24 protein-coding genes are annotated in these 25,153 nt (G+C 72.1%); 4 read left to right on the top strand and 20 right to left on the bottom strand.

Features of this window, described 5'->3' with window-relative positions; genetic code table 11:
- Nucleotides 1–664: 664 nt before the first annotated feature.
- The 6 genes from D7223_RS13760 to D7223_RS13735 form a co-directional block, all read right to left on the bottom strand.
- Complete coding sequence (locus tag D7223_RS13760; RefSeq protein ID WP_120728765.1) at nucleotides 665–1,162, bottom strand: SRPBCC family protein; 498 nt, start codon at nucleotides 1,160–1,162, stop codon at nucleotides 665–667.
- Entirely contained in the window at nucleotides 1,159–1,539 is a 381-nt protein-coding gene (locus D7223_RS13755; RefSeq protein WP_186832212.1) for an ArsR/SmtB family transcription factor, read from the bottom strand. Before D7223_RS13755 ends, D7223_RS13760 begins: the two co-directional genes overlap by 4 nt.
- 101 nt (nucleotides 1,540–1,640) lie before the next feature.
- On the bottom strand, nucleotides 1,641–2,450 hold the full coding sequence (locus tag D7223_RS13750; protein ID WP_420330310.1) for a peptidylprolyl isomerase: 810 nt from the start codon (nucleotides 2,448–2,450) through the stop codon (nucleotides 1,641–1,643).
- A 90-nt stretch (nucleotides 2,451–2,540) separates the two neighbouring features.
- Nucleotides 2,541–2,945: a cold-shock protein gene (locus tag D7223_RS13745; protein ID WP_120728762.1), complete on the bottom strand. Its 405-nt coding sequence runs from the start codon at nucleotides 2,943–2,945 to the stop codon at nucleotides 2,541–2,543.
- Nucleotides 2,946–3,046: 101 nt separating this feature from the next.
- The gene (locus tag D7223_RS13740) at nucleotides 3,047–3,697 is read right to left on the bottom strand and encodes a response regulator (protein WP_120728761.1); all 651 of its coding nucleotides are present in this window, start codon (nucleotides 3,695–3,697) and stop codon (nucleotides 3,047–3,049) included.
- Between the two features lie 3 nt (nucleotides 3,698–3,700).
- Nucleotides 3,701–4,897 carry a sensor histidine kinase gene (locus D7223_RS13735; protein WP_120728760.1) on the bottom strand — a complete coding sequence of 399 codons (1,197 nt, stop codon included), beginning with the start codon at nucleotides 4,895–4,897 and terminating at the stop codon, nucleotides 3,701–3,703.
- Nucleotides 4,898–5,065: 168 nt separating this feature from the next.
- Between D7223_RS13735 and D7223_RS13730 the strand changes: the two genes are divergently transcribed.
- Complete coding sequence (locus D7223_RS13730; protein ID WP_120728759.1) at nucleotides 5,066–5,584, top strand: YceI family protein; 519 nt, start codon at nucleotides 5,066–5,068, stop codon at nucleotides 5,582–5,584.
- A gap of 14 nt (nucleotides 5,585–5,598) precedes the next feature.
- Here the strand turns inward: D7223_RS13730 and D7223_RS13725 are convergent, their stop codons facing one another.
- Nucleotides 5,599–6,783, bottom strand: a complete 1,185-nt coding sequence (locus D7223_RS13725; RefSeq protein ID WP_120728758.1) for an alpha/beta hydrolase — start codon at nucleotides 6,781–6,783, stop codon at nucleotides 5,599–5,601.
- Nucleotides 6,784–6,851: 68 nt separating this feature from the next.
- Between D7223_RS13725 and D7223_RS13720 the strand changes: the two genes are divergently transcribed.
- Both D7223_RS13720 and kynU read left to right on the top strand, forming a co-directional pair.
- Entirely contained in the window at nucleotides 6,852–7,331 is a 480-nt protein-coding gene (locus D7223_RS13720) for a hypothetical protein (RefSeq protein ID WP_120728757.1), read from the top strand.
- Nucleotides 7,332–7,416: 85 nt separating this feature from the next.
- The gene (gene kynU / locus D7223_RS13715; RefSeq protein WP_120728756.1) at nucleotides 7,417–8,679 is read left to right on the top strand and encodes a kynureninase; all 1,263 of its coding nucleotides are present in this window, start codon (nucleotides 7,417–7,419) and stop codon (nucleotides 8,677–8,679) included.
- Nucleotides 8,680–8,689: 10 nt separating this feature from the next.
- On the opposite strand, the gene D7223_RS13710 is transcribed toward kynU, so the two are convergent.
- From D7223_RS13710 to D7223_RS32780, 3 genes are all read right to left on the bottom strand, one after another.
- On the bottom strand, nucleotides 8,690–9,952 hold the full coding sequence (locus D7223_RS13710) for a glycoside hydrolase family 16 protein (RefSeq protein WP_120728755.1): 1,263 nt from the start codon (nucleotides 9,950–9,952) through the stop codon (nucleotides 8,690–8,692).
- Nucleotides 9,953–10,118: 166 nt separating this feature from the next.
- A complete protein-coding gene (locus D7223_RS13705) occupies nucleotides 10,119–10,310 on the bottom strand; it encodes a hypothetical protein (RefSeq protein WP_238161911.1) in 192 nt (63 codons plus the stop codon).
- On the bottom strand, nucleotides 10,307–10,570 hold the full coding sequence (locus tag D7223_RS32780; protein WP_158610884.1) for a hypothetical protein: 264 nt from the start codon (nucleotides 10,568–10,570) through the stop codon (nucleotides 10,307–10,309). The genes D7223_RS13705 and D7223_RS32780 overlap by 4 nt, the downstream gene beginning before the upstream one ends.
- Nucleotides 10,571–10,779: 209 nt before the next feature.
- On the opposite strand from D7223_RS32780, the gene D7223_RS13695 reads away from it, so the two are divergent.
- The gene (locus D7223_RS13695) at nucleotides 10,780–12,156 is read left to right on the top strand and encodes a glycosyl hydrolase family 18 protein (protein ID WP_120728754.1); all 1,377 of its coding nucleotides are present in this window, start codon (nucleotides 10,780–10,782) and stop codon (nucleotides 12,154–12,156) included.
- Between the two features lie 83 nt (nucleotides 12,157–12,239).
- On the opposite strand, the gene D7223_RS13690 is transcribed toward D7223_RS13695, so the two are convergent.
- From D7223_RS13690 to D7223_RS13645, 10 genes are all read right to left on the bottom strand, one after another.
- A complete protein-coding gene (locus tag D7223_RS13690; RefSeq protein WP_120728753.1) occupies nucleotides 12,240–13,238 on the bottom strand; it encodes an ABC transporter ATP-binding protein in 999 nt (332 codons plus the stop codon).
- Nucleotides 13,235–14,218 carry an ABC transporter ATP-binding protein gene (locus D7223_RS13685; protein ID WP_120728752.1) on the bottom strand — a complete coding sequence of 328 codons (984 nt, stop codon included), beginning with the start codon at nucleotides 14,216–14,218 and terminating at the stop codon, nucleotides 13,235–13,237. Before D7223_RS13685 ends, D7223_RS13690 begins: the two co-directional genes overlap by 4 nt.
- Nucleotides 14,215–15,096: an ABC transporter permease gene (locus tag D7223_RS13680; RefSeq protein WP_120728751.1), complete on the bottom strand. Its 882-nt coding sequence runs from the start codon at nucleotides 15,094–15,096 to the stop codon at nucleotides 14,215–14,217. The genes D7223_RS13685 and D7223_RS13680 overlap by 4 nt, the downstream gene beginning before the upstream one ends.
- Nucleotides 15,093–16,037, bottom strand: coding sequence for an ABC transporter permease (locus D7223_RS13675; protein ID WP_120728750.1), 945 nt, complete (start codon nucleotides 16,035–16,037; stop codon nucleotides 15,093–15,095). The genes D7223_RS13680 and D7223_RS13675 overlap by 4 nt, the downstream gene beginning before the upstream one ends.
- 18 nt (nucleotides 16,038–16,055) lie before the next feature.
- A complete protein-coding gene (locus D7223_RS13670) occupies nucleotides 16,056–17,594 on the bottom strand; it encodes an ABC transporter substrate-binding protein (protein ID WP_120728749.1) in 1,539 nt (512 codons plus the stop codon).
- A 171-nt stretch (nucleotides 17,595–17,765) separates the two neighbouring features.
- Nucleotides 17,766–19,013, bottom strand: a complete 1,248-nt coding sequence (gene mmsB, locus D7223_RS13665) for a multiple monosaccharide ABC transporter permease (protein ID WP_120728748.1) — start codon at nucleotides 19,011–19,013, stop codon at nucleotides 17,766–17,768.
- A complete protein-coding gene (mmsA, locus tag D7223_RS13660) occupies nucleotides 19,010–20,545 on the bottom strand; it encodes a multiple monosaccharide ABC transporter ATP-binding protein (RefSeq protein ID WP_120728747.1) in 1,536 nt (511 codons plus the stop codon). The genes mmsB and mmsA overlap by 4 nt, the downstream gene beginning before the upstream one ends.
- An 80-nt stretch (nucleotides 20,546–20,625) precedes the next feature.
- A complete protein-coding gene (chvE, locus tag D7223_RS13655; RefSeq protein WP_120728746.1) occupies nucleotides 20,626–21,768 on the bottom strand; it encodes a multiple monosaccharide ABC transporter substrate-binding protein in 1,143 nt (380 codons plus the stop codon).
- Nucleotides 21,769–21,949: 181 nt separating this feature from the next.
- Complete coding sequence (locus D7223_RS13650; protein WP_120728903.1) at nucleotides 21,950–23,464, bottom strand: glycoside hydrolase family 27 protein; 1,515 nt, start codon at nucleotides 23,462–23,464, stop codon at nucleotides 21,950–21,952.
- Nucleotides 23,465–23,838: 374 nt separating this feature from the next.
- Nucleotides 23,839–24,825: a LacI family DNA-binding transcriptional regulator gene (locus tag D7223_RS13645; RefSeq protein ID WP_202864641.1), complete on the bottom strand. Its 987-nt coding sequence runs from the start codon at nucleotides 24,823–24,825 to the stop codon at nucleotides 23,839–23,841.
- Nucleotides 24,826–25,153: the final 328 nt, after the last annotated feature.

Here is a 25,153-nt window from a genome sequence, read left to right as displayed (position 1 = left end):
GCGGCCACGCGGCGCGTAGCACGTGGGGACGCGCGGCGCCCGGCACGAGTGGGAGGACCCGAGCGGTCCGCACGCCTACGGGCCCGCGGCGCACGCCACGCGTGCGGACCCGCGGCGCACGCATGCGGACCCGCGGCGCACGCCACGCTTGCGGCGGCGCACGCCACGAGTGCGGCCCCAAGGCACACGGCAGGCGTCCGGACGCACAACCCACGGCACGCACACAGACGCACGGACGCACAACCCACGGCACGCACGCACAACCACGGCACGCACGCAGACGCACGGACGCACAACCACGGCACGCACGCGGACGCACGGACGCAACGGACGCACGGACGCACGGACGCACGGCACGCATACGGACGTGGGGCACTCGGGCACGCGAAGGCGAGACGCGCGAGGAGCGAGGAGGGCGGCGATAGCATGGATGGCTCAGCTCGAAAGCGCCGCGACCGCATTGTCCCGGCCCGAACCTTGCTCGGATCACTCCGACCCGAAACGGGCCGAATCGGCTTGGACCACACGCGTTCCGCCCGGCCCGGCTTGGTCCGAACCGGGCCGGCCCACACCCGCCCCGCAGCAGCCCGACACCGGTCCCGCACCGGTCCCATAGCGGCCCCACAGCGGCCCCACAGCGGGCTGGACCGGCCTCGGAGCCGGCTCACTCCTGACGGAGACCCTCGTAGTAGTCCTTCATCGCCGGGTAGTAGTCGTCGAACTCCCGCTGCGGCTCGCCGGTGTGCGCGGCGACCAGCAGGTCCAGGTAGTACTCCCAACCAGGGCCGGTCTCGCCGACGCCGTCGGTGCTCTCGAGGTGCTGGGTGAAGGTGAGTTCGGTGCTGCCGGCGGCCTCGGCGAGGCGCATCTCGACGTGCCACGAGCCGTGCTCGTCGACCATCGACGCGACGAGCCGGCGGGGCGGCTCGCACGCCTCGATCAGCAGATCGAACCACGGCGCGTCGTCCTCGTACGCCATCTGGACCTTGATCGTGCGGCCCGGACCGGCGTCGCCCTCCCACCGCCCGAACCAGCGGGCGGTGCGATCGGGGTCGGTGATGCTGGCCCACACGTCGGCCACCGAGGCCCGGAACCGGCGGGTGAGCACCAGGTCGGCGCCCTCGCCGGTGCCGACCAACCGTCCACTGGGTGTCGTCGTCATGCGGTCATCTCTCCTGTCCGGTCCGGCGCGTCGCGGGCCTGGCGCTCGCGACGCGTCCGGTACACCTCGGTCTCCAACGCATCCAGGCGGTGCGCCCACCCGGACGGCTCGCCGAACTGCGCGAGCCACTCGGTCAGCCGGGCGAGCGGTGCGGGGTCCAACCGGTAGAACCGCTGCCGGCCCACCAGCTCGTCACGCACCAGGCCGCTGTCGCGCAGCACCCGCAGGTGACGGCTCACCGCCGGCCGGCTGATCGGGAACCGGCCGGCGAGGTCGCCGGCCGACCGGGGGCCGGCACGCAACAGCACGAGGATCTCCCGTCGTACGGGATCCGCGATCGCCGCCGCCACCTCGTCCACCGCGAAAGCGTAACTCATCGGTTACGCTTTTGTCCGGTCGCCGCCCCGGTGGGCGCGTCGACGGGGACGGCGCCGGGCCGGGAGGGATCCCGACCCGACGCCGTGGCGCGGAACCTGCCTCAGCGGCCGTGGTGCCGCTGCGCCTTGCGAATCACGACCGGGAGCGCGGGCGGACCGTCGACCGGGGCCGGATCCTCGGCGGTGGGCGCCACTCCCCCGGCGGCGATCCGGTCCAGGGTGGCCAGTCCGCCGCGGTCCACCGAGCCGAAGACGGTGTAGTTCGGCCGTAGCGCGGAGTCCGCGTAGACCAGGAAGAACTGGCTGCCGTTGGTGTCCGGACCGGCGTTGGCCATCGCGAGGGTGCCCCGGGCGTACAGCCGGCGCTCGCCGGTCGGGTCGGTGGGCGCCGGCGGCAGGTCGGTGGGCAGCTCGTCGGCGTAGCGGTAGCCGGGGCCACCCGAGCCGGTCCCGGACGGGTCACCGCACTGCAACACGCTCAGCGTCGGGTACGCGGTCAGCCGGTGGCAGAGCGTCCGGTCGTAGAAGCGGTACCGGGTCAGGTGCAGGAAGCTCTGCACCGTGCACGGCGCCGCCGCCCGGTCCAGCACCAGCCCGATCGGACCGTGGTTGGTCCGCAGCGTCACCCGGACGGTGCCCCGGTCCGGCGTACGGCGCGGGTCGGGTGGCAGCGGGACCGGGCGCGCGGCCGGCTCGTCGGGGGTCACCGTGTAGCCGCACGGGCCGTCGGTGTCCCGGGGACCGCCGGACACCACCGCCGGGGCGGCGTCGGGCGCGGGCGCGGCGACCGCGGCCGTCCCGGTCGGGGCGAGCAGCGCGCCGGCCAGCAGCGCCGCACCGCCGAGGCGGGCCAGCGTACGGGTGGCGCGGTGCGGATTCGGGGTGGACTGCGTTCGGGGTTCACGCGACACGGACATTCCTCCTGACTCGTGGTACCGGAGCGGTCGGAGTCTATGAATGTCCTCGACGTTTGTCGATGAACGGTGCGGGGCGCCGGCCGCTCAGGACTCCAGCCAGCCGTGCCCGCGGGCCAGCTCGGCGAGGTGCTGGCGCGCCTGGGCGATCTGCTCCCCGGTCATCGACGGGACCCGCTGGATCAGCAGCTCGGTGACCTCGGCGGTGAACTCGGCAGTGGTGAGCACGTCACACATGCCGTCGTCCTCCCGCTTCACCGTCGCGGGTGAACCGACGACCGGTGCGGTCCGCGCGCTGTCCGGGATCCGCACGGTGGACACCTTCGGGCCACGCTCGCCCTGCTCCACGTCGTACTCGACGAGCATGCCGGGACGCACCAGGTGCCGGGCGGCACCGAGATCGTTGGCGTGGACGAACACGTCGTCGCCGCCGTCGGCGGGTTCGATGAACCCGTACCCGCGCACATCGTCGTACCGCAGAATCCTGCCCATCAACGCCACCGCAGCACCCCAACCGCCTGCCCGACGAACACTTCGCCCCCACCATAGACAGCCGGCCGTGGACCGGTCCCGGCCGGCCGGGAACGCGCCGGTCAGCCGCGGCCGACGCGCGCCTCGTGGGCGATCAGGCCGGCCTGCGTACGGTTGGCGCAGTGCAGCTTCTCCAGCAGCCGGGAGACGTAACCCTTGATGGTCGCCTCGGACAGGTGTAGCCGGGCGGCGATCCGCGCGTTGGACAGGCCCTCGCCGAGACAGCCCAGCACCTCGGCCTCCCGTTCGGTCAGCCCGGCGACGAGCCGCCGGGCGCGCTCCCCGGCCGATCGGCTGTCGGCCGAGGCGGTGACCAGCCGGCGGGCGGCGGCCGGCGACAGCACCGTGTGCCCCTCGGCGGCGACCCGCACCAACCCGATCAGGCTCTCCGGCGGCGTGGACTTGACCAGGAAACCGGCCGCACCCAACCGCAGCGCCCGCAGCACGTACTGGTCGGCATCGAAGGTGGTCAGCACCACGATCGGCGGCGCGTCCGGACGGTCGTTGATCCGCTCGATCGCGGTGAGACCGTCCATCCCGGGCATCCGCAGGTCCATCAACACCACGTCGGGCCGGCTGCGCGCCACCACCTCGACCGCCGCCGCGCCGTCGTGCGCCTGGTCGACCACCTCGATGTCGTCGGCCGAGCCGAGGATGGTCCGCAGGAACACGCACACCATCGGCTCGTCGTCGACCACCACCACCCGGATCATCGCTCACACCGCCGGTTCCGCCGTCGGGACGTACGCCGGGAGGGTCGCCTCCAGCCGGAAGCCGCCGTCCGGCGTCGGCCCGGCGCGCATCGTGCCGTGCACCAGCTCGATGCGCTGCCGCAGGGTGACGATGCCCAGGCCGGATCCGGTCTCCACCAGCGCGCGGCTGGGTCGGCCGGTGGGCGCGGTGTTGTGCACCGCGACCCGCAGCCGGGTTTCCTCGTACCGGATCCGCACGGTCACCCGCGCGCCCGGCGCGTGCTTGCGGACGTTGGTCAGCGCCTCCCGCACGATGCGGTACGCGGTGCGTCCCACCACCGGCGAGGCCAGCGACCGGTCACCGGACTCCGTCAGGTCGACCGGCACACCGACCGCGGTCGACTCGGCCACCAGCGCGGCGAGCCCGTCGGTGCTCGGCGTGCCGTCCTCCCGGGGTGCCCGGCGCAGGATGCCCACCAGGTCACGCAGCTCGTCGAGGGCCTGGCAGCCGGCGCTACGCAGGTCCTCGGCGGCCTGCCGGGTGGCCTCGTCGGACGCGGTCATCCGCAGCGCGCCGGCCTGGAGCACCATCAGGCTCACCCGGTGGGTGACCACGTCGTGCATCTCCCCGGCCAGCCGGGCGCGTTCCTCGTCGCGGGCCTGCTCGGCCAGCAGGTGGCGCTCCCGTTCGGCCCGTTCCGCGCGCTCGGTCAGGGCCAGCACCAGCCGGCGGCGGGCGTCGAGGTAGAGCGCCAGCAACGGCCCGACCGCGGTCCGCAGCACCGCGAGCGTGATGATCGTGGCCGACGGCTCCCAGGGCCGGGCGACGACGAACGTGAGCAGCGCCAGCGCGAGGTAACCGACGCGCCGGTCGGTGCCGTGGAACGGCGGCCCGTACGCCGCCACGACGGTGGCGAACGGCGCCCACACGTTGCCGGCCGACGCCGGCGTGAGCGCCTGCGCCGGGGCGATCAGCAGTGTCACGACCAGGGTGAACAGGCCGAGGACGACGACCACGGTCAGCGGCGCCCGGCGGCGCAGCACCAGCGACGAGCAGGCCAGCGCCTGCACCCCGAGCAGCACCCAGGCCAGGGTGTCCGGGCGCCCCGGCCACCAACTGCCGCCGGCCAGGGTGTTGCCGGTGTCGAGCAGCACGAACGCCACGGCGACGGCGACGTCGAGGGCCACCCGGTGCCGGTGGTGCCACGGTGCCCCGTCCATGTCGTAGACGGTAGGGCATCGACCGGGCGGCCGGCCGGAACGCACACCGGACCGACGGTCGCCACCCGACGAAAGTCGTACGCGGGCGGTCGGCGCACGACCTTCGTCGTCCGGTGAACGGCCGGCCGCCCCTGCCGCCGGCCGGCCGGCGGCGAGTGGAATGTGGGCATGGACATCAGCCGAGAGCGCACCACCACGACGACCCTCCCATTGGGACGGTACGAGGTGGACCCCACCCGGTCCACGATCCGGTTCCGGACCAGGCATCTGTTCGGGTTGGGGAAGGTGGCCGGCACGTTCGCCGTCCGGTCGGGATCGGTGGAGGTCGCCGAGCCGCTGTCGGCCTCCCGGGTCACCGCCGAGGTCGACGCGGCGAGCTTCCACACCGGCATCGCGGCCCGGGACCACACCGTACGCTCGGCGACGTTCCTCGACGTGGACCGCCACCCGGTGATCACGTTCGTCTCGGAGCGGGTCGACGAGGACGCGCTGAGCGGCCGGTTGACCGTTCGCGGGACGAGCGGGCCGGTGACCCTCGCGGTCCAGGAGGCGGTGGCCACACCCGACGGGTTCCGGGTGGTCGCCACCACCCGCCTGGACCGGTTCGAGCTCGGCGTCACCGGGTCGCGCGGCATGACCGGCCGGTTCCTGGACCTGACGGTGGAGGTCGAATGCGTACGCCGGTGACCCCCGGCCGGCGGTCACGTGTCCCGGGCGTCCTCGCGCGGCCGGGATCGCGTGGCCAGCACCCAGGCCGCGAAGGCTTCCACCCCGTCCACGACCGCGTCGAAGCGCAGCGAGTGGAACAGGTCGAAGGAGTGCTGCCCACCGCGCAGTTCGGCGTACACCACCGGATTGGCGGAGACGTCACGCACCCGGTCGACGAAGTCGCGGACACCCTCGACGTGCACCACCGTGTCCCGATCGCCGTGGGCCAGGAACAGCGGCGGGGCGTCCGGTCCGGCGTACGCCCCGGGCGCCGACGGCAGCGCCTGCTCGCCGCCGAGGGAACCGTAGTAGCCGTACAGCGACACGGCGGCGACGACCGAGGTGTCGACGTCGGTGAAACCGGGCTGGAAGGCGGGGTCGTTGGCGGTGAGCGCCGCGGTGACGGCCAGGTGGCCACCGGCGGAGCTGCCCGCCACGACGATCACCTCCGGATCGCCGCCGTACTCGGCGGCGTGCGCCCGCACCCACGCGATGACCTTCTTGACGTCGACCAGGTGCTCCGGGAAGGCGACCTCGGGGCGCAGCCGGTAGTTGGCGCTGACACACATCCAACCCTGGCCGGCGAGCCGGTAGAGCAGCGGCCGGGCCTCCCGGTTCTTGCGGCCGCTGACGAACCCGCCCCGGTGCAGGTGGACGAGGACCGGGCCGCCGGTGGGGCGGGACCGGTGACGGTAGACGTCGAGCAGGTTGCGGGTGCCGGCGGGACCGTAGCTCAGGTTCGCGATCCGCTGGACGTCACGCCGCCGGACTGCGAACGGCGCGAGCAGGATCCGGGCGATCGGACGGTGCGGCCGCAGCCGGCGCAGTGCGGCCCCGCCGACCCGGTCCCGCCAGCCGGCCCCGAGGGCGTCGGACAGTGCCTCCCGTACGGTCCGGGCGGCCCGCGCGCCCCGGACGGCGATCACCACCAGCCCGGCGGTGGTGACCGCCGCCAGCGCGACCACCAGCCACCCGGCCGGGGTGTCGATGTCGTCCTCGACGATGGACAGCACGGTCGCGCCGAGCAACCAGTACGCCGCCAGGAACGGCACCTCGTTGACGGCCAGGCCGAACGCGAAGCTGAGTGTCCCGAGCGGTCCGGGGCGGCGCGGCGCGACCACGCCGAAGAACACGCACCAGGCGACGAACGCCACCGTCACCAGGTAACCGATCGGCATGCCGGCACGCTACCAACACCGCGGGGCGGCACGGGGGCACGCCGAGTCAGCACGGGAAAGGACGCCAGGTGACCGTCTTCACCGTCCGCAGAAGCGGCGGAGCCCACCGGCTCCTCGACGCCGCCGGCAACCGCCGCGCCGCGCTGCGCGCCCACTGGAGCATGCGGGGCGGCCAGATCGAGACACCCGAGGGCCGGATCGGCGTCTGGACCGACCGTGGCCACCGTCGGGTGACCGTCGGTACGGCGGAGCACCCGCTGGTCCTGCTCGACGGCCACGGGTCGCTGGTCGCCGGCGTACCGGCCGCCTGGGACGTCGGCGGCAACCGGAGGCGCTTCGACGCCGTCCTGCGGTCCGGCGCCAGCCGGATCGACGTGCACCAGCCCGCCCGGCCCGGCGCACACGTGCGGGCCGACGTGACCGGGCAGTGGCCCCGCCCCGAACTGGTCGTCCTCGCGGCCTGCTTCGGGGTGATGAGCCTCCGGCGCTTCCACCACCTGCGGACGCTGGCGGTGGTCGGGGCCATCTCGCACGGCCCGGCCCACTGACCACCACGAGACCGGGGCGGGGCCGGAGGTCCGTCGTCGACTACCGTGGGCGGTCGGATCGTCGGTGTACGCGAGGGAGTGGCGGGTGCGCGAGGACTTCCCCCGGTCGGTGGCCAAGGAACTCGACGCGGCCGACCCGCTGGCCCACCTGCGGGACCGGTTCGTGATCGGTGACGACGACCTGGTCTACCTCGACGGCAACTCGCTGGGACGGCTCCCGGCGGCCACCCCGGCGCACCTGGACCGGCTGGTCCGCCAGGGCTGGGGCGAGCAGCTCGTCCGCTCCTGGCCCACCTGGATCGAGTGGGGCCACCGGCTCGGTGACCGGCTCGCCGCGCACGCCCTGGGCGCCCGCCCCGGCGAGGTGGTGGTCTCCGACTCCACCTCGGTGAACCTCTACAAGCTCGCCGCCGCCGCGCTGGATGCCGCCGGCGACCGGCGGACGGTGCTGGTGGACGCCGAGGAGTTTCCCAGCGACCGGTACGTCCTGCAGGGGCTGGCCGAGGCGCGCCGGCTGACCCTGCGGATGCTGCCGTCCGACCTCGACCAGGGTCTGCGGCTGGACGACCTGAGCGCGGCCCTGACCGACGACGTCGCCCTGGTGGTGCTCTCCGCCGTCGCCTACCGCTCCGGCGCGTTGCAGGATCTGGCGGCGGTGAACGCGGCGGCCCGCCGGGTGGGCGCGGTGGTGCTGTGGGACCTGTCGCACGCCGTCGGGGCGGTCCCGCTCGCGTTGTCCGCGACCGGCGCGGACCTCGCCGTGGGCTGCACCTACAAGTACCTCAACGCCGGCCCCGGCGCGCCCGCCTTCCTCTACGTGCGGCGGGAGTGGCAGGCCCGGCTGCGCCAGCCGATCCAGGGTTGGTTCGGCCAGCGCGACCAGTTCGTGATGGGCGCCGACTACGAGCCGGCGCCGGGCCTGGACCGTTTCCTGGTCGGTACGCCGCCGATCCTGGCGCTCGCCCCGCTCGACCCGGCCCTGGACGTGCTCGCCGAGGCCGGCATCGACCGGGTACGCGCCAAGGGGCGCCGCCTCGGCGAGATGATCGTGGAGCTGACCGACGCGTGGCTCACCCCGTACGGCTTCCGGGTCGCCTCTCCGCGCGATCCGGACCGGCGCGGCAGCCACGTCTCGCTGTACCACCCGGAGGCGCTGCGGATCTCCCGGGCGCTGGCCACCGACGGGCGGGTGGTGGGCGACTACCGCACCCCGGACCGACTGCGCCTCGGCGCGGCGCCGCTCTACACCCGGTACGTGGACGTGTGGGACGCCCTGCGCCGGCTGCGGGATCTCGCCGAACGACGTGGCTGGGAGGGCGCGCCCGGCGCGCCCTCCCGCGTCACCTGAGTGACCGGCGTCAGAAGCGGGACCACTTCTGGTTGCTTGCGCCGATGCAGTCCCACAGGTGCAGCTTGCCGCCGTTGTTCGGGTTCACGTCCCGGACGTCGACACACCGGTTGGAACTGAGGTTCACCAGGTCGCCGGCCGCGTTGAGGGTGAAGCGCTGGGCCGGGTTGCCGTTGCAGCTGACCAGGTTGACCTCGGTGCCGTTGGCGGTGCCGGCCCAGGCCGGGTCCATGCACTTGCCCATCGCCCGGACCGTGCCGTCGGCGGCGAAGGTCCAGGCCTGCGCGGCGGTGGTGTTGCAGTCCCAGATCTGCAGCTTCGCGCCGTCGACCGGGTTGGCGCTGGGGATGTCGATGCACCGGCCGCTGTGCGCCCCCCGCAGCCGGGTGGTGCCCGACGGGGGCGGGTTGCCGCCGTCCGGGACGTACCCGGAGACCCGGACGTAGTCGACCAGCATCTGCTGGGGGAACTGGGTGGACCCGTCGGGGTAGCCGGGCCAGTTCCCGCCGACGGCGACATTGAGGATCATGAAGAAGGGGTGGTCGAACACCCAGCGGTCACCGCCGAGCCGGCTCGGGTCGATGCGGTGGTACTCGACGCCGTCCAGGTACCAGATGATGGAGTTCGGCTGCCAGTCGACCCGGTAGGTGTGGAAGGCGTCGGCCAGCGGCGCTCCGATGGTCCGGCTGCCGGTGATGCCCTCACCGCCGGAGTAACCGGGGCCGTGGACGGTGCCGTACAGGGTGTTCGGCTCGCGGCCGATGTTCTCCATGATGTCGATCTCGCCGGCGGCCGGCCAGCCGACGCTGCCCATGTCGTTGCCGAGCATCCAGAACGCCGGCCAGATGCCCTGCCCGCGCGGAATCTTGATCCGGGCCTCGAACCGCCCGTACGCCTGGGTGAACGTCGCGGCGGTCAACAACCGCGCCGAGGTGTACTCGCAGCGGCCGTAGTGGCACTGGTAGTTGGCCGGGTTGTCCCGGCGCGCGGTGATGACCAGGTTGCCCTGGCCGTCGTGCACGGCGTTGCTGGTGCTGCTGGTGTAGTACTGCCGCTCGTTGTTGCCCCAGCCACCGCCGCCGATGTCGAACCGCCACCGGGACTGGTTGACCGGCGTGCCGGCCGGCTCGTTGAACTCGTCCTGCCAGGTGAGGCCCCCGATGGCGGCGGTGGCGGGAGCGGCTGGGGCGGCCAGGACCAGGGCCGCGGTGGAGGCGACGGTGAGCGTCGCGGTGATCAGTGCCAGTGCCCGACGGGTGCGGGTCCACACCATGGCGACCTCCTCTTCTGACGAGGTCTCCCGGGTCCCCGGGGCGCTCGGCCCACCCCGAGAGAACGCTCTCTGAAGCGAAGTCTGTCGATTTGTTGACCTGCTGTCAACATTCTTTCCAATTAACGCCCGGACCCGCCGACGACACGGACGCCCCGGTCACCGGCGGTCACCGGGCGCTCGCCCGCCGACGCTGCCGGGCCGGCGGCGTCCGCCGATGGGACCGTGACATCCGCACCGGTGGACGCAGTGCCGCCTCGCCCGCGCCGGCCGCCCGGCGCACCATCGCGTTGGCCTGCCCGGGCTCGCACCCGGTCGCCCGGAGCAGCTCGCTGCCGGCGGTCCGCAGATCGGTGATCACCGCCTCGCCGTACAACCGGACGCGGCCGGCGCGAACACGTGCGCGCCGGAACCGAGCAGATAGTCGGCGAGCAGGGCGGCCAGGGCGGCGGCGAGCCCGGCCTGCACGGCGATGACGACCGTGATCTCGAGCTGTCGCGGCCGCAACCGCCCGGCCCGGTCGACCCGGTCGCGGGCCCGGGACAGCGCCCGGTCGCCGCGCGCGCCCAGGTCGTCCAGCGGCGAGCGCACGCTCTCGGGACGGCGAGGGTCGTCGGGCATGGCGGCGGATACCCGGCGTACGGAGGGTGAGCCGTGGGCACCCGCCACATCGAAGGACATCGTTGACGTGAACAGTTAATAGTCTTTAGGATTCTGCCACCTCGAGGAACGCCATCCCCCATCCCCCGCCGTACGTCCCGCCGAAGGCTGGCCGACCAGTCGCCGGCGTGGCCGCGCGGCACCGCCGCTCGCCCCGGGAAAGGCCCTCGATGTCCTCACCACGTCCCCGCCGACGCCCGGCCCTGGCCGCCGGCCTGCTCGCCCTGGCCACCACCGCCGCGACCCTCGCCCTGACCCCCGCGGCCGCCGAGGCCGTCGTGCTGCCGAACAACTTCAAGAGCGTCGGCTACCTGCCGTCGTGGAGCGGCAACGTCAACGCGGTCCAGTACCAGAAGCTCACCCACATCAACTACGCGTTCGTGCTGCCCAACAGCAACGGCACGCTACGCGCGGTGGAGAACCCGGCGAAGCTCTCCTCGCTGGTGTCGCTCGGGCACGCCAACAACGTCAAGGTGTCGATCGCGATCGGCGGCTGGAACGACGGCGACGACTCGGCGTTCGAGGCGCTCGCCGCCAACTCCGCCACCCGCACCACCTTCGTCAACAACGTGGTCAACTTCGTGAATCAGTACAACCTCGACGGTGTCGACATGGACTGGGAGTACCCGGACCCGGGCGCCTCGGCCAACAACTACAGCCTGCTCATGTCTCAGCTCAGCGGTGCCCTGCGCAGCCGGGGCAAGCTGCTCACCGCCGCCGTGGTCGCCGAGGGCTACTACCGCGACGGGGTGCCCACGGCGGTGTTCGGCCACGTCGACTTCCTCAACATCATGGCGTACGACGGCGGCAGCCCGCACGCCAACTACGACTGGTCGATCAACGCGGTCAACGGCTGGAAGGCGCGCGGCCTGCCCGCCGCCAAGGCGGTACTCGGGGTGCCCTTCTACAGCCGGCCGGGCTACTACACCTACGCGGCGCTGGTCGGCATGGACCCGGCCAACGCCAACCGGGACTGCGCCACCGTCGGCGGCGCACAGCAGTGCTGGAACGGCATCCCGACGGTCAAGCGCAAGACGCAGTGGGCGCTGGCCAACGCCGGCGGGATGATGAACTGGGAGCTGTCCCAGGACACCTCCGGCGGCACCTCGCTGGTCAGCGCGATCTACGACACCGTCATGGGCGGCGCCACCCCGCCGCCGACCGGACGGACCGGCCCGATCACCGGCATCGCCGGCAAGTGCGTCGACGTCGCGGCGGCCAGCACCGCCAACGGCACCGCCGTCCAGCTCTACACCTGCAACGGCACCGCGGCGCAGAACTGGACCGTCGCCGGCGACGGCACCCTGCGCGCCCTGGGCAAGTGCGCCGACGTCACCAGCGCCGGCACGGCCAACGGCACCAAGGTCCAGCTCTGGGACTGCAACGGCACCGGCGCCCAGGTGTGGCAGGCCCAGTCCAACGGCACGCTGCGCAACCCGGCGTCGAACCGGTGCCTGGACGCCTCCGACAACAGTTCCGCCAACGGCACCCGGTTGCAGATCTGGGACTGCTTCGGCGGCGCGAACCAGGTCTGGCGCCTGCCCTGACCGTTCGGCGTTCCCCGTCCCACCGGAGCGGTGGGGCGGGAGGCGCCCACAGCCGCCGGGTGGCGGCCTGTGCCCGCAGACCGTTATCCGGCGGTCTCCGTCCGCATCGCGCGGACGGCTTCCCCGGCGTAGAGGCAGGCCGCGTCGTGGCCCGGGTCGACCTCGGCGAGCACCGGGTCGACGTCGGCGCAGTCCTCGCGGGCCTGCGGGCACCGGGTACGGAACCGGCAGCCCGACGGCGGGTCGATCGGACTCGGGATGTCCCCGCTCAGGATGATCCGTCGACGCTGCCGCTCCACCCGCGGGTCGGCCACCGGAACCGCGGAGAGCAGGGCGGCGGTGTACGGGTGCGCCGGCTCCCGCCAGATCTGCGCCGGGGTGCCGCTCTCCACGATCCGGCCCAGGTACATCACCGCCACCCGGTCGCTCATGTGCTCGACCGCGGCGAGGTCGTGGGCGATGAACAGGTAGGTCAGCCCGAGGTCGCGTTGCAGCCCCCGGAGCAGGTTCATGATCTGCGCCTGCACGCTCAGGTCGAGCGACGCGATGGGCTCGTCGAGGACGACCAGGTCGGGCTCACCGGCCAGCGCCCGGGCGATGCCCACCCGCTGCCGCTGGCCGCCGGACAGCTCGTGCGGGTGCCGCTCAGCGACCTCGCGCCGCAGGCCCACCATGTCCAGCAGTTCGCCGACCCGTTTCCGGCGGGCGGCGCCGCCGTCGGTGAGCCGGTGCACGACCAGGGGTTCGGCGATGCTGGCTCCGACCGGGTGCCGCGGGTCCAGGGACGCCTGCGGGTCCTGGAACACCATGGCCACCCGCCGGCGCAGCCCGCGCAGCCGTCGCCGGGACCACCGGGTCACGTCCTGCCCGGCCACGTGGACCCGCCCGGACGTGGGGTCGACCAGCCGCAGCAGCGCCAGGCCGGTGGTGGACTTGCCGCTGCCGGACTCGCCGACCAGGCCGAGCGTCTCGCCCCGCCGGACCCGCAGAGACACCCCGTCCACCGCCCGGACCACGCCGGCCGGGGTGGGGAACCACACCCGCAGGTCGTCCAGCTCGGCGACGACGTCGGGCGCGTTCATGCGTCCTCCCGTGGGGGCCGGTAGAAGGTCCGGGCGTGGTGGTCGACGGACACCGGGACCAGCGGCGGCAGTTCGTGCGCGCACCGGGCGTCGCCGCGCACCGGGCAGCGGGGCCAGAAGGCGCAGCCGGCCGGCAGGTCCAGCGGGCTCGGCGGCGAGCCCGGGATGGTGGCCAGGTCACCGCCGCCGGCCCCCGGTTCGGGCCGGGCCGCCAGCAGCGCGACGGTGTACGGGTGCGCCGGCCGGGCGAACACCGCGTCGACCGGGCCCTGCTCGACGATGCGACCGCCGTACATGACCGCGACCGCGTCCGCGGTGCCGGCGACCACCCCGAGGTCGTGGGTGATCCACACGACCGCCGTCCCCAGCCGCCGTTGCAGGTCGGCGACCAGCTCGACGATCTGCGCCTGGGTGGTGACGTCCAGGGCGGTGGTGGGCTCGTCGGCGATCAGCAGGTCCGGCTCGCAGACCAGCGCCATGGCGATCACCACCCGCTGGCGCATGCCGCCGGAGAGCTGGTGCGGGTACGCGTCCACCCGCCCCGCGGCGGACGGGATGCCGACGAGGTCGAGCAGCTCGACGGCGCGGTCCCGGGCGGCCCGGCGGGTCAGGCCGAGGTGCTCCTCGGCGGCCTCGCCGATCTGCCGGCCCACGGTCAGCACCGGGTTGAGCGACGTCATCGGATCCTGGAACACGAAGCCCACGTGCCGTCCGCGCATCCGCCGGCGGCGGTCCGGGCTCAGCGCGGTGAGTTCGGTGCCGAGCAGGTGGACGCGGCCGGCCACCCGGGCGGCGCGGGGGGCCAGGCCGGTGGCGGCGAGCACGCTCATGCTCTTGCCGCTGCCCGACTCACCGACCAGGGCCAGCGTCTCCCCCGCCCGGACCGACCAGTCGACACCGGCGACCGCCCGGGCCGGTCCACGGCGGGTCCCGATGGTCACCGTCAGGTCCTCGACGGACAGCACGGGCGGGTCGCTCATCCGGTGCTCCTCCTCGCTTCGCTGACGGTGAGCTGCCGGGGGTCGAGCACGTCCCGCAGCGCGTCCCCGACCAGGTTGAACGCCAGCACGGTGAGGAAGATCGCGGCACCCGGGAACACCCCGAGCCACCACGCCTCGGTGACGAATCCGCGCCCGTCGTACAGCATCCGGCCCCAGGCCGGGTCGGGCGGCTGCACGCCGAGGCCGAGGAAGGACAGCGCCGCCTCGGACAGGATCGCGAAGGCCAGCGACAGTGAGGTCTGCACGATCAGCGGGGCGGCGATGTTGGGCAGTACGTGCCGGCGCATGATGCGCAGGTCGGACGCGCCGACCGAGACCGCCGCCCGGACGAAGACCTGCTCGCGTACGGAGAGCACGCCGGCCCGGGTGACGCGGGCGAAGATCGGGGTGTAGACCACCCCGATCGCGATCATCGCGGTGAGCAGGCCGGGGCCGAGCACCGCCACGATGGCCACCGCGAGCAGCAGGACCGGGAACGCGAACAGCACGTCCATACACCGCATCAGGATGTTGTCCAGCCAGCCCCGGTAGTACCCGGAGAGGAGCCCGAGCGGCACCCCGACGGCCAGCGCGATCCCCACGCTGACCGCACCGACCTGGAGCGACACACGAGCCGCGATCAGGACCCGGCTGAGCACGTCCCGGCCGAGTTCGTCGGTGCCGAAGGGGTGCGACCAACTGGGCGGCTGGAGCATCCGGTCCACGTCCACCTCGTTGACGCCCGACGGGGCCAACCACGACCCGGCCACCCCCACCACGATCAGCAGCACGAGGACCACGCTGCCGGTGACCGCCAGCGGGTCGTGCCGCAGCGCCGACAGCGCACGGCGCACGGCGCTCTGCCCGGCGCCGCTCATCGCACCGTGATCCGCGGGTCGAGGCGGGCGTAGAGGACGTCCACCAGAAGGTTGATCAGGAGGAACAGCGCGGCCACCAGCAGGACCGCGCCCTGCAGCACCGGGTAGTCCCGGGCCTGCACCGCGTCGTAGGTGAGCCGGCCGACGCCCGGCCAGGCGAACAGCACCTCGATGACGATCACGCCGCCGAGCAGGCTGGCCAACTGCACCGCCACCACGGTGACCACCGGGATGAGCGCGTTGCGCAGGACGTGCCGCAGCACCACCACCCTCGTCCGCAGGCCCTTCGCCTCGGCGGTGCGGACGTAGTCCTCGGACAGCACCTCCAGTACCGCGGAGCGGATGAACCGGGTCAGGATCGACGCGGTCACCAGGCCCACCGTCACCGCCGGCAGGACCACGTGGGAGGCCCAGCCGAGCGGGTCGTCGGTGAGCGCGACGTAGCCCGACGGCGGCAGCCAGCCGAGCACGCCGGCGAAGAGCAGGATGAACATGATCCCCATCCAGAAGTCCGGCACCGAGACACCGAACTGGCTGAACACCCGGGCCGCGTGGTCCAGCGGCGAACCGCTGCGCAGCGCCGAGAGCACCCCCAGCGGGAACGCGACGAGGGTCGCGAACACGACGGCGGTGACCGCCAGCGACAGCGTCGCGGGCAGCCGCTCCAGCACGATCGAGGTGACCGGCCGTCCACTGCGGAAGCTGACCCCGAGGTCACCGGTCAGCGCGTTGCCGACGTAGCTGAGGTACTGGACCACCAGCGGCCGGTCCAGGCCCGCCCGGGCCCGCAGCGCCTCGTACGTCTGCGGGTCGAAGCGGGTGCCCAGCGCCACCCGGACCGGATCACCCGGGACGAGTTGCAGCAGCAGGAAGACGACCAGGGTCACGCCGAGAAGTACCACGCCGGACTGGAGCAGCCGGCGGATGACGAAGCGTCCCATCCTCGGGCCCCCGCCGGCTCACCGGGCGAGGGCGACGTCGCGGAACCGGATCGCCCGGTCGGTACGGACCTCGTAGCCGGACACCCGCTTGGACCAGCCCTGGGCGACGTCCGGGTTGTAGAGGTAGATGTAGCTGGCGTCGTCGACGATCTGCTTGGCCGCCTGCTCGTACTGCTGCTTGCGCGCGGCCTGGTCGGTCTCGGTCCGGGCCTGGTCGAGCAGCCGATCCACGGTGGCGTTGCGGTATCCGTGGAAGTTGAACGCACCACCCGAGTGGTGCTGGGCGTAGTAGAACTCGTCGGGGTCGATGTTGCCCAGCCAGCCGAGCATGAAGGCGTCGAAGTTGCCCTTGTCCTGCTCGTCGAGCCACTGCGCGAAGTCCAGCGTACGGATCTTCACGGTGATGCCGACCTCCTTGAGCTGGGCGGCGATGACCTGCGCGGCGGTGACCGTCTCCGGGTACTCGCTGGTGACCATCAGATCCATGGTCAGCCCGTTGGCGCCGGCCTGCTGGAGCAGCTGCCGGGCCTGGTCGGTGTTCCGCTGGTAGGGCGCGTACTCGTAGTAGTAGGCGCTGTCCTTCGGGATGGCGGTCTGGTTGACCGTGGCCAGCCCGAACTTGGCCGCCTTGGTGATCGCCTCCCGATCCAGGGCGAACGCGACGGCCCGCCGCACGTTCACGTCGCCGTACGGCTTGCGGGCCTGGTTCAACGCCAGGTACCAGTAGTCGGTCGACGGCACCGAGCGGACGGTCGGGTCGTCGCCCTCGCGCAGCGCCGGAACCTGCTGCGGCGGCAGGTTGTCGGTCCACTGCACCTCACCGCCGCGCAGGTTCTGCAGGGCCACGGTGGGGTCCTTGACGAACGTGAAGGTCACCCCGTCCAGTTTGGGCTTGGTACCCCAGTAGCGGTCGTTGCGGACCAGCTTGATGCTGTCGCCGGAGGTGTATCCGGCGACCGTGAAGGGGCCGCTGCCGACCGGTGCGGTCTTGACCTTGCCGGACTCCACGTTGGCCTTGTCGACGATCGCCAGGCCCTTGAACCCGCCGAGGTTGGCGAGCAGGTTCGGGGTGGGCGCCGACAGCGTCACCACGACGGTGGTCGGGTTCGCCGCGGTGACCGTCTTGACGGTGGCGAAGCGGTACGCGGCGTTGAGTTTCTCGGAGATGATCCGGTTGAAGGAGTAGACCACGTCCTCGGCGTCCAGCGCCGAGCCGTCGGAGAAGGTGACGCCCTCGCGGAGGGTGAAGGTCCAGGTCAGTTGGTCCTGACTGGTGGTCCACCCGGTCGCCAGCGCCGGCTTCATCTCCAGGTTGGCGTCCGGTTCGACGAGGGTGTCGTAGACGTTCTCCAGCACCTGGAAGCTGTAGTAGGCGGACGTCCTGTGCGGGTCGAGCTGGTCCGGTTCGCCACCGATGGCGGCGGTGAGGACGCCTCCGGCGGAGGCACCGGACGGCCCGGCCCCGTCGACGTCGACGCCCTCGCCGGCGGAGCACCCGGTCACACCGAGGGTCAGGGCGAGTGCGGCACCGGCCAACCCGAATCTGGTCCTGGACATGGTCCCCCCTGGATTCTCTCCGGCAATGCGAACGATCGTGCGAGTCTGGTCTCCTCAAAGGACGATGTCAACCAAACCGTGGCAAATGGATCGCCGTCCATTCCTCTCGTCCACGCTAACCGCTGAGTGGACCGCCGGCAGGGCGAGGACACCCGCCATCGCGGGCGGGGGTCAGCGGGCGGTGCCGGCGCGACGCTTGTTGTAGACGTCGAAGGCCACGGCGACGAGCAGGACGAGACCCTTCACGACCGACTGCACGGACTGGTCCACGCCCATCAGCTGCATGCCGTTGCTCATCACCGCCATGATGAGACCGCCGACCATCGCCCCGACCACGGTGCCCACCCCGCCGGTGACGGCCGCTCCCCCGATGAACGCCGCGGCGATCGCGTCCAGCTCGAACATGTTGCCGGCCGCCGGCTGGGCGCCGTTGGACCGCGAGGAGTAGATGACGCCGGCCACGGCCGCGAGGAAGCCCATGTTGACGAACATCCAGAAGTTGACCGTGCGGACCCGCACCCCCGACAGCGCCGCCGCCGACAGGTTGCCGCCGATCGCGTAGACCTGGCGGCCGAAGACGGTACGCCGGGTGAGCAGGCCGTAGACCAGGACCAGCACGGCGAGGATGATCAGCACGATCGGCAGTCCCCGCGCGTGGGCCAACTGCCAGGCGAAATACATGATCACCGCGCCCACGACCGCGACCCGGGCGACGAACAGCGGGAACGACTCGACCCGCTGCTGGTAGCGGATGCGCGCCAGCCGGGTGCGGAAGCCGCTCACCGCGTACCCGGCGACGGCGACCGCGCCGATGAGCAGGGTGAAGGCGTCGAAGCCCTGTCCGCCCAGGAGTCCGTTGAGGAAGCCCGCCGCGACGCGCTGGTACTCGGCCGGGAACGGCGACAGGGACACGTTGTCGAGCACCCGCAGGGTCAGGCCGCGGAACAGCAGCATGCCGGCCAGGGTCACGATGAAGGCCGGGATGCCGGCGTACGCCACCCAGAAGCCGTGCCAGGCGCCCACCGCGACCCCGACGGCGAGTGCGGCCAGGATGCCCACCCACCACGGCTGTCCCTGCCGGATGACGAGCACCGCCGAGACCGCGCCGGTCAGCGCGACCACCGAGCCGACCGACAGGTCGATGTGCCCGCCGATGATCACGATGACCATGCCGATGGCGAGGACGAGGATGTAGGAGTACTGGAGCACGATGTTCGTGATGTTGCCCGGGCTCAGCGACACCCCGTCGGTGAGCACCGCGAAGAGCGCCACGATGACGACCAGCGCGACGTAGATGCCGCTCTGCCGCAGGTTGTTCGTCACCAGGGCACCGAGGTCGCTCGTCCCGACGCGCAGGGCGGCGGCCGGCGGCGGTGGGGGCGTCGGCTGCGGCGTCGAGGGGCTCTTGATGCTGGTCATCCGACGATCTCCCGGTCCTTCGTCATCAGTTCCATGAGGTTCTCCTGGGTCGCCTCGCCGACCGGCACCTCGCCGGTGATCCGCCCGGCGGCGAGGGTGTAGATGCGATCGCACATCCCGAGCAGCTCCGGCAGTTCGGAGGAGATGACGATCACCGCCTTGCCGGCGGCCACCAGCCGGTTGATGATCGTGTAGATCTCGAACTTCGCGCCGACGTCGATGCCCCGCGTCGGTTCGTCCAGGATCAGCACGTCCGGGTCGGTGAACAGCCACTTCGACAGCACGACCTTCTGCTGGTTGCCGCCGGAGAGCTTGCCGACCTGCGCCATCACGCTGGGCGCCTTGATGTTCATCTCCCGCCGGCTGGCCTCGGCGACCTTGATCTCCTCGTTGCCGTTCACCCAACCCAGCCGGGACAGCCGGCCCAACCCGGCGGCGGAGACGTTGCGGCGGACGTCGTCGATGAGGTTGAGACCGAACCGCTTACGGTCCTCGGTCACGTACGCGATGCCCCGGTCGATGGCCTCGGCGACGGTGTCGGCGGTGGTCTGCCGTCCGTGCACGAACAGCCGGCCCCGGATGTCGCGCCCGTACGACCGGCCGAACACACTCATCGCCAGCTCGGTCCGCCCGGCGCCCATGAGGCCGGCGATGCCGACGACCTCGCCGGCCCGTACGGCGAGAGCGGCGCCCTCGACGACCATCCGGTCCTGGGTGGGGTGCCGCACCGACCAGTCCTCGATCCGGAGCACCTCCGCGCCCGGGACCGACACCCGGTCGGGGTAGAAGCTCTCGAGGTCCCGGCCCACCATCCCGCGGATGATCCGCTCCTGGGTCACCGCACCGGAGGTCATGTCCAGGGTCTCGACCGTCCGTCCGTCCCGGATGACGGTGGTCGAGTCGGCGACCGCGGTGATCTCGTTCAGCTTGTGGGAGATCATGATGCAGGTGATCCCCTGCTCACGCAGCCGGCGCAGCAGGTCCAGCAGGTGCGCCGAGTCGACGTCGTTGAGGGCCGCGGTCGGCTCGTCCAGGATGAGCAGCCGCACCTTCTTGGACAGCGCCTTGGCGATCTCCACCAGCTGCTGCTTGCCCACGCCGAGCTGGATGACCGGGGTGACCGGGTTCTCGTGCAGCCCGACCGAGGCCAGCAGGTCCGCCGCCTCGGCGTTGGTCCGGTTCCAGTCGATCAGGCCGGCGCGACCGCGACGTTCGTTGCCGAGGAACAGGTTCTCCGCGATCGACAGGTACGGCACCAGGGCGAGTTCCTGGTGGATGATGACGATGCCGCGCGCCTCGCTGTCCCGGATGCCGCGGAAGTGCACCGGCGAGCCGTCCAGCAGGATCTCGCCGTCGTACGAGCCGGACGGGTGGACGCCGGAGAGCACCTTCATGAGGGTGGACTTGCCGGCGCCGTTCTCGCCGCAGATGGCGTGGATCTCTCCCCGGCGTACGGCGAGGGAGACATCCGCCAGCGCCGTCACTCCGGAGAAGGTCTTCGTGATGCGACGCATCTCGAGGATGGTGTCCATGGTCGTTGTCCTGATCGTCGGTTCCGGCGCGGGCACGGTGGCCGGGTCCGGCGGCGGCACCACCGGACCCGGCGGCCGGGTCAGCTCTTCGCCTGGCCGGCGGCGACCTCCTCCGCCGTCCAGTAGCCGGAGTCGATCAGCGCCGGCTTGATGTCGTCCTTGTAGACGGTCTGGACCGGCAGCAGGAACGACGGCACCACCTTGACCCCGTTGTCGTACGTGGTGGTGTCGTTGGCCTGCGGCTCCTTCTCCTGGACGAATGCCTCGGCGGCGGTGACGGCCTGCTCGGCCAGCAGCCGGGTGTCCTTGAAGATGGTGGAGTTCTGCACTCCGTCGTTGATGAGCTTGACCGAGGCGATCTCGGCGTCCTGGCCGGTCACCACCGGCATCTTGTTGCCCGCCCGGCCGTAGCCGGCGTTCTGCAGGGCGGTGATGATGCCCCGGGAGAGGCCGTCGTACGGCGACAGCACCCCGTCGACCCGCGTACCGTCGTTGTAGCTGGAGGTCAGCAGGTCCTCCATCCGCGTCTGTGCGGTCTCCTGCTGCCAGCGCAGGATCGCCACCTTCTCGATGGCGGTCTGGCGCGACTTCACCATCAGCGACTTGTCGTCGAGGAACGGCTTGAGCGTGTCCATCGCCCCGTCGAAGAAGAAGTGCGCGTTGTTGTCGTCCAGCGAGCCGGCGAACAGCTCCACGTTGAACGGGCCGGTGGCGGTGCCCTTCGCGCCGTCCTTGTTCTGCAGGCCGAGCCCGACCAGCAGGGCGGTGGCCTGGGCCACGCCGACCTTGTAGTTGTCGAAGCTGACGTAGAAGTCGACGTTGGGGCTGTCCCGGATCAGCCGGTCGTACGCGATGACCGGGATCTTCGCGTCCGCGGCCGCCTGGAGCTGGCCGCTCAGCGCGGTGCCGTCGATCGCGGCGATGACCAGCGCGTCGGCGCCCTGCGTAATCATCTGGTCGACCTGCTGCGACTGGGTGGGGATGTTGTCGCCGGCGTACTGGAGGTCGACCTTGTAGCCCTTCGCCTCCAGCTTCTCCTTCACCGAGTTGCCGTCGGCGATCCACCGTTCGGAGGTCTGCGTGGGCATCGACACGCCGATGGTCAGGTCGCCGGGCTTCGCTCCGCCGGTGTCACCGCCACCGCCGGCGCCCTCGCCGCTGCACGCCGCCAGACTCAGCGCCAACGCCGCACCCCCGAGTGCGACCAGAAATCTCCTGCTCACCGGCTTCTCCTCTCCGGAACTCCCGTCGACCGCCGGGACCCACCTGTCACCTTTCGGGTAGTGTTAGCGCTCACATAGATACCGTCAACACCTGCTCGGACATCCGGGTGTCACGGTCTGGTAACGAGCCGCGTGGGCCCACCCCGTCCGGATGGGCCCACGCGACGCGGTGCCGGGCTCGTTACCGCAGCGTCCACCGTTGGTTCGCGGCACCCGTGCAGGTCCAGAGGATCACCGGCGTGCCGTTCGCGGCCTGGTTCTCGTACACGTCGAGACAGAGGCCGGACCGCACGCCGCTGATCGTGCCGTTGGCGTTGCGCGTCCACTGCTGGTTGTTGCCACCGTTGCAGTCCCAGAGCTGGACCTTGGCACCGGCGGTGGCGTTCAACGGGGCGTCCAGGCACTTGCCGAGCGCCTGGAGGGTCTGGCCGTTGGCGGTCCACCGCTGGTTGGCACCGCCGTTGCAGTCCCAGATCACCGGCTGGGTGCCGTTGGCGGCGTTGCTCTGCGGGACGTCCAGGCAGCGTCCCGAGGTGGCGCTGACCAGAGCACCCGCGGTGACCGGCGGCGGGGTGGTCGTCCCGCCACCGCTGACCCGATACACCACGGTGCCGTGCGCCGGCACGGTGGCGCTGATGGTCCCGCTGCTGGCACTGGTCGCGTTCGTCCAGGCGTCCAGCAGCGTGAACGACGAGCCGGACTTGCCGATCGCGGCGGCGGTGGTCGAGATCGTGGTGCTCGACGCGCCCTGGTTGAACAGGGCCACCGCCACGTCACCGTTGGCCAGCCGCTTGGCCAGCACCCGGCGCGTGCCGTCGAACGACACCTGGGTCGCCTGCAACCCCAGCGCGTCCTGGTTGATCGCGATCAGGTTCCGGTTGGTGAGGATGGTCCGGGTCTCCGCCGACATGGACCGCAGGTCGTTGCCGGCGATCAGCGGCGAGGCCATGACCGCCCACATCGCGAAGTGGCTCCGCATCTCGGTGTCGGTCATGCCACCCCGGCCGACCTCCATCATGTCCGGATCGTTGAAGCCGCCGGGACGGGCGTACGACGCCAGCGGCACGGTGACGTCGATGATGTTCTGGATCCCCATCGGGTAGCCGTTGGTCTGGCCGGTGTTCCACGCGTTGGTGATGTCCTCGGTGGTGCGCCACATGTTGGCCACGTCGCCCCAGTTGCGCAGTGGTCCGGTCTTGGCGTGGATGCTGTTCGGGTTGATGCTGTAGACGATCGGGCGCCCGGTCGCGGCCAACGCGTCCCGCATCCGCGCGAAGGTGGCCACCTGCTCGTCGATGCTGCCCTCCGGGGAGCACCAGTCGTACTTCAGGAAGTCGACGCCCCAGGCGGCGAACTGGCGGGCGTCCTGCGCCTCGTGCCCCCGGCTGCCGGTCGCCCCGGGGTAGGCGCCGAAGTACTGCGCGCAGGTCTTGTCCACCGGCACCTGGTAGATCCCGAACTTCAGCCCCCGGGCGTGGATGTAGTCGCCGAGGGCCTTCATGCCGCTGGGAAAACGGCCCGGGTCACCCTGGAGGTTGCCGGCGGCGTCCCGGTTGGGGTTGAACCAGCAGTCGTCGACGACGACGTACTGGTAGCCGAGATCCCGCATGCCGCTGCTGACCATCGCGTCGGCCGTCTGCCGGATCAGGGTCTCGTTGATGTTGCAGCCGAACGTGTTCCAGGTGTTCCAGCCCATCGGGGGCGTACGGGCCACGCCGTTGTCGAGCGCCTGCGCGACGGGGGCACGGATGCCCACCAGCACGGCGGCGAGCAGCAGTCCGGCGGCGAGTACCCCTCCCCACCGGCGACCTCGGGCGATGCGTGTCAACTGGTGCCTCCTGTCGGTTCGGCGCCCGCCACGGACGGCACAAGGCGGGAGAGGGCGCGGGAAGACGAGCGCGTGTTGTTAGCGCTAACAGACGTGAGTCATGTTACGTCTGCGTTACCACTCTTTCAACCGCATCCCACGATAGACATCGATGTCTTTACCGCGTCCACCCGACGGCGTAGCGGTCGGTGGCGTCGGTGGAATCGCCGCGGAGACGCCCGCGGTGCCGTCGACCCGGCCGGTCAGCGCCGGGGCGGCCCGACGCTGTCCCGGGCGACCAGGGTCGGCGCGATGGTCTGGCGCAGCGCGCCGCCACCGCCGGTCTCGATCTGGGCGAGCAGCAGGTTGAGGCTCGCCCGGGCCACCGCGTCGAAGTCCGGTCGGACGGTGGTCAACGGCGGGATGAAGTAGGCCGCCTCCGGCACGTCGTCGAAGCCGACCAGGCTGATGTCGTCCGGGACCCGCTTGCCGAACTCGTGCAGGGCGCGCAGCACGCCGAGCGCGAGGTGGTCGTTGGCGGTGAAGATCGCGGTGACCTCGGGCATCCGGGCCAGCATCTGGCCGCACCGGTAACCGGACGCGGCGGACCAGTCCGCCGGCATCAGCGGCGGCTCGTCCGCCCCGGCCATCGCCAGCGCCTCACGCCATCCTTCGATGCGACCCGCGCTGTCGAACCAGTCGGACGGCCCGGACACGTGCCAGACCGTGCGGTGCCCGGCTTCGAGCAGATGCAGGGTGGCCTCCCGCGCGCCGGCCACCTGGTCCACGGTCACCAGCGGCACCGGCCGGCGCGGATCGCCGTCGACGGTCACCAGCGGAACGCCCTTGGGTAGCCGTTCCAACGCCTCGCCGGCCGACTCGACCGGCGCGATGACGACGATGCCGGCCACCCGGTGCGCCAGGTGCCGCTCGACGGCGTCGGAGATGGACCGGTGGTCGAGGTTGCGCACGCTGCCCACGCTGACCGCGAAGCCCTGCTCGGCGGCGGTCTGTTCCAGGGCGGCGAGCAGCGACGCCGGGCCGTACAGGGTGGTGTTCTGCGCGACCACGCCGATCACCTGCGACCGCCCGGTCACCAGGGCCCGCGCGGCACCGTTGGGCCGGTAGCCCAACTCGGCGATGGCGGCCTGCACCCGCAGCCGGGTCTGCTCCCGGACGTTGGGGTGGCCGTTGAGAACCCGCGACACCGTCTGATGGGAGACACCGGCCAGACGGGCGACATCCGTCATCGCAGGACCGTGCACGGCCATTGTCACTCCCCCCGCCGACGTCCCAGCGGCCGCGGCCCGTCGACGTCGACTCAAGCGGCCCGGCTCCCGATCCCGGCGGCCGGCCACCATGCCGGCGCCGATGTCCCGGGTGACCAGCGCACCACCGCGGACAGTCTACGCCAGCCCGAATCCGGAACACGGCGCGGCCGAGCGCGCCCGCGGGCCGTCCGACGGGAGCGCCCGGCAACGTCGCCCCGGCCCTGGGGCCGGGGGCAGCGCGGGGGCCTGCCCCCGCCCCGTCAGGGACGCGGGGACAGGCCCCCACCGGCATCGCGCGTCGACCGTA

The sequence above is a fragment of the Micromonospora endolithica genome, assembly GCF_003626595.1.
GTDB lineage: Bacteria > Actinomycetota > Actinomycetes > Mycobacteriales > Micromonosporaceae > Micromonospora > Micromonospora endolithica.
The sequence above is the reverse complement of the archived record's forward strand: the minus strand, read 5'-3'. Positions and strand labels throughout refer to the sequence as shown.

Coding starts and splice junctions, on each gene's coding strand:
- D7223_RS13760 (WP_120728765.1), bottom strand. CDS start 1,162: ATGACGACGACACCCAGTGGACGGTTGGTCGGCACCGGCGAGGGCGCC.
- D7223_RS13755 (WP_186832212.1), bottom strand. CDS start 1,539: ATGAGTTACGCTTTCGCGGTGGACGAGGTGGCGGCGGCGATCGCGGAT.
- D7223_RS13745 (WP_120728762.1), bottom strand. CDS start 2,945: ATGGGCAGGATTCTGCGGTACGACGATGTGCGCGGGTACGGGTTCATC.
- D7223_RS13740 (WP_120728761.1), bottom strand. CDS start 3,697: ATGATCCGGGTGGTGGTGGTCGACGACGAGCCGATGGTGTGCGTGTTC.
- D7223_RS13735 (WP_120728760.1), bottom strand. CDS start 4,897: ATGGACGGGGCACCGTGGCACCACCGGCACCGGGTGGCCCTCGACGTC.
- D7223_RS13730 (WP_120728759.1), top strand. CDS start 5,066: ATGGACATCAGCCGAGAGCGCACCACCACGACGACCCTCCCATTGGGA.
- D7223_RS13725 (WP_120728758.1), bottom strand. CDS start 6,783: ATGCCGATCGGTTACCTGGTGACGGTGGCGTTCGTCGCCTGGTGCGTG.
- D7223_RS13710 (WP_120728755.1), bottom strand. CDS start 9,952: ATGGTGTGGACCCGCACCCGTCGGGCACTGGCACTGATCACCGCGACG.
- D7223_RS32780 (WP_158610884.1), bottom strand. CDS start 10,570: ATGCCCGACGACCCTCGCCGTCCCGAGAGCGTGCGCTCGCCGCTGGAC.
- D7223_RS13695 (WP_120728754.1), top strand. CDS start 10,780: ATGTCCTCACCACGTCCCCGCCGACGCCCGGCCCTGGCCGCCGGCCTG.
- D7223_RS13690 (WP_120728753.1), bottom strand. CDS start 13,238: ATGAACGCGCCCGACGTCGTCGCCGAGCTGGACGACCTGCGGGTGTGG.
- D7223_RS13685 (WP_120728752.1), bottom strand. CDS start 14,218: ATGAGCGACCCGCCCGTGCTGTCCGTCGAGGACCTGACGGTGACCATC.
- D7223_RS13680 (WP_120728751.1), bottom strand. CDS start 15,096: ATGAGCGGCGCCGGGCAGAGCGCCGTGCGCCGTGCGCTGTCGGCGCTG.
- D7223_RS13675 (WP_120728750.1), bottom strand. CDS start 16,037: ATGGGACGCTTCGTCATCCGCCGGCTGCTCCAGTCCGGCGTGGTACTT.
- D7223_RS13670 (WP_120728749.1), bottom strand. CDS start 17,594: ATGTCCAGGACCAGATTCGGGTTGGCCGGTGCCGCACTCGCCCTGACC.
- mmsB (WP_120728748.1), bottom strand. CDS start 19,013: ATGACCAGCATCAAGAGCCCCTCGACGCCGCAGCCGACGCCCCCACCG.
- mmsA (WP_120728747.1), bottom strand. CDS start 20,545: ATGGACACCATCCTCGAGATGCGTCGCATCACGAAGACCTTCTCCGGA.
- D7223_RS13650 (WP_120728903.1), bottom strand. CDS start 23,464: ATGGGCTGGAACACCTGGAACACGTTCGGCTGCAACATCAACGAGACC.
- D7223_RS13645 (WP_202864641.1), bottom strand. CDS start 24,825: ATGACGGATGTCGCCCGTCTGGCCGGTGTCTCCCATCAGACGGTGTCG.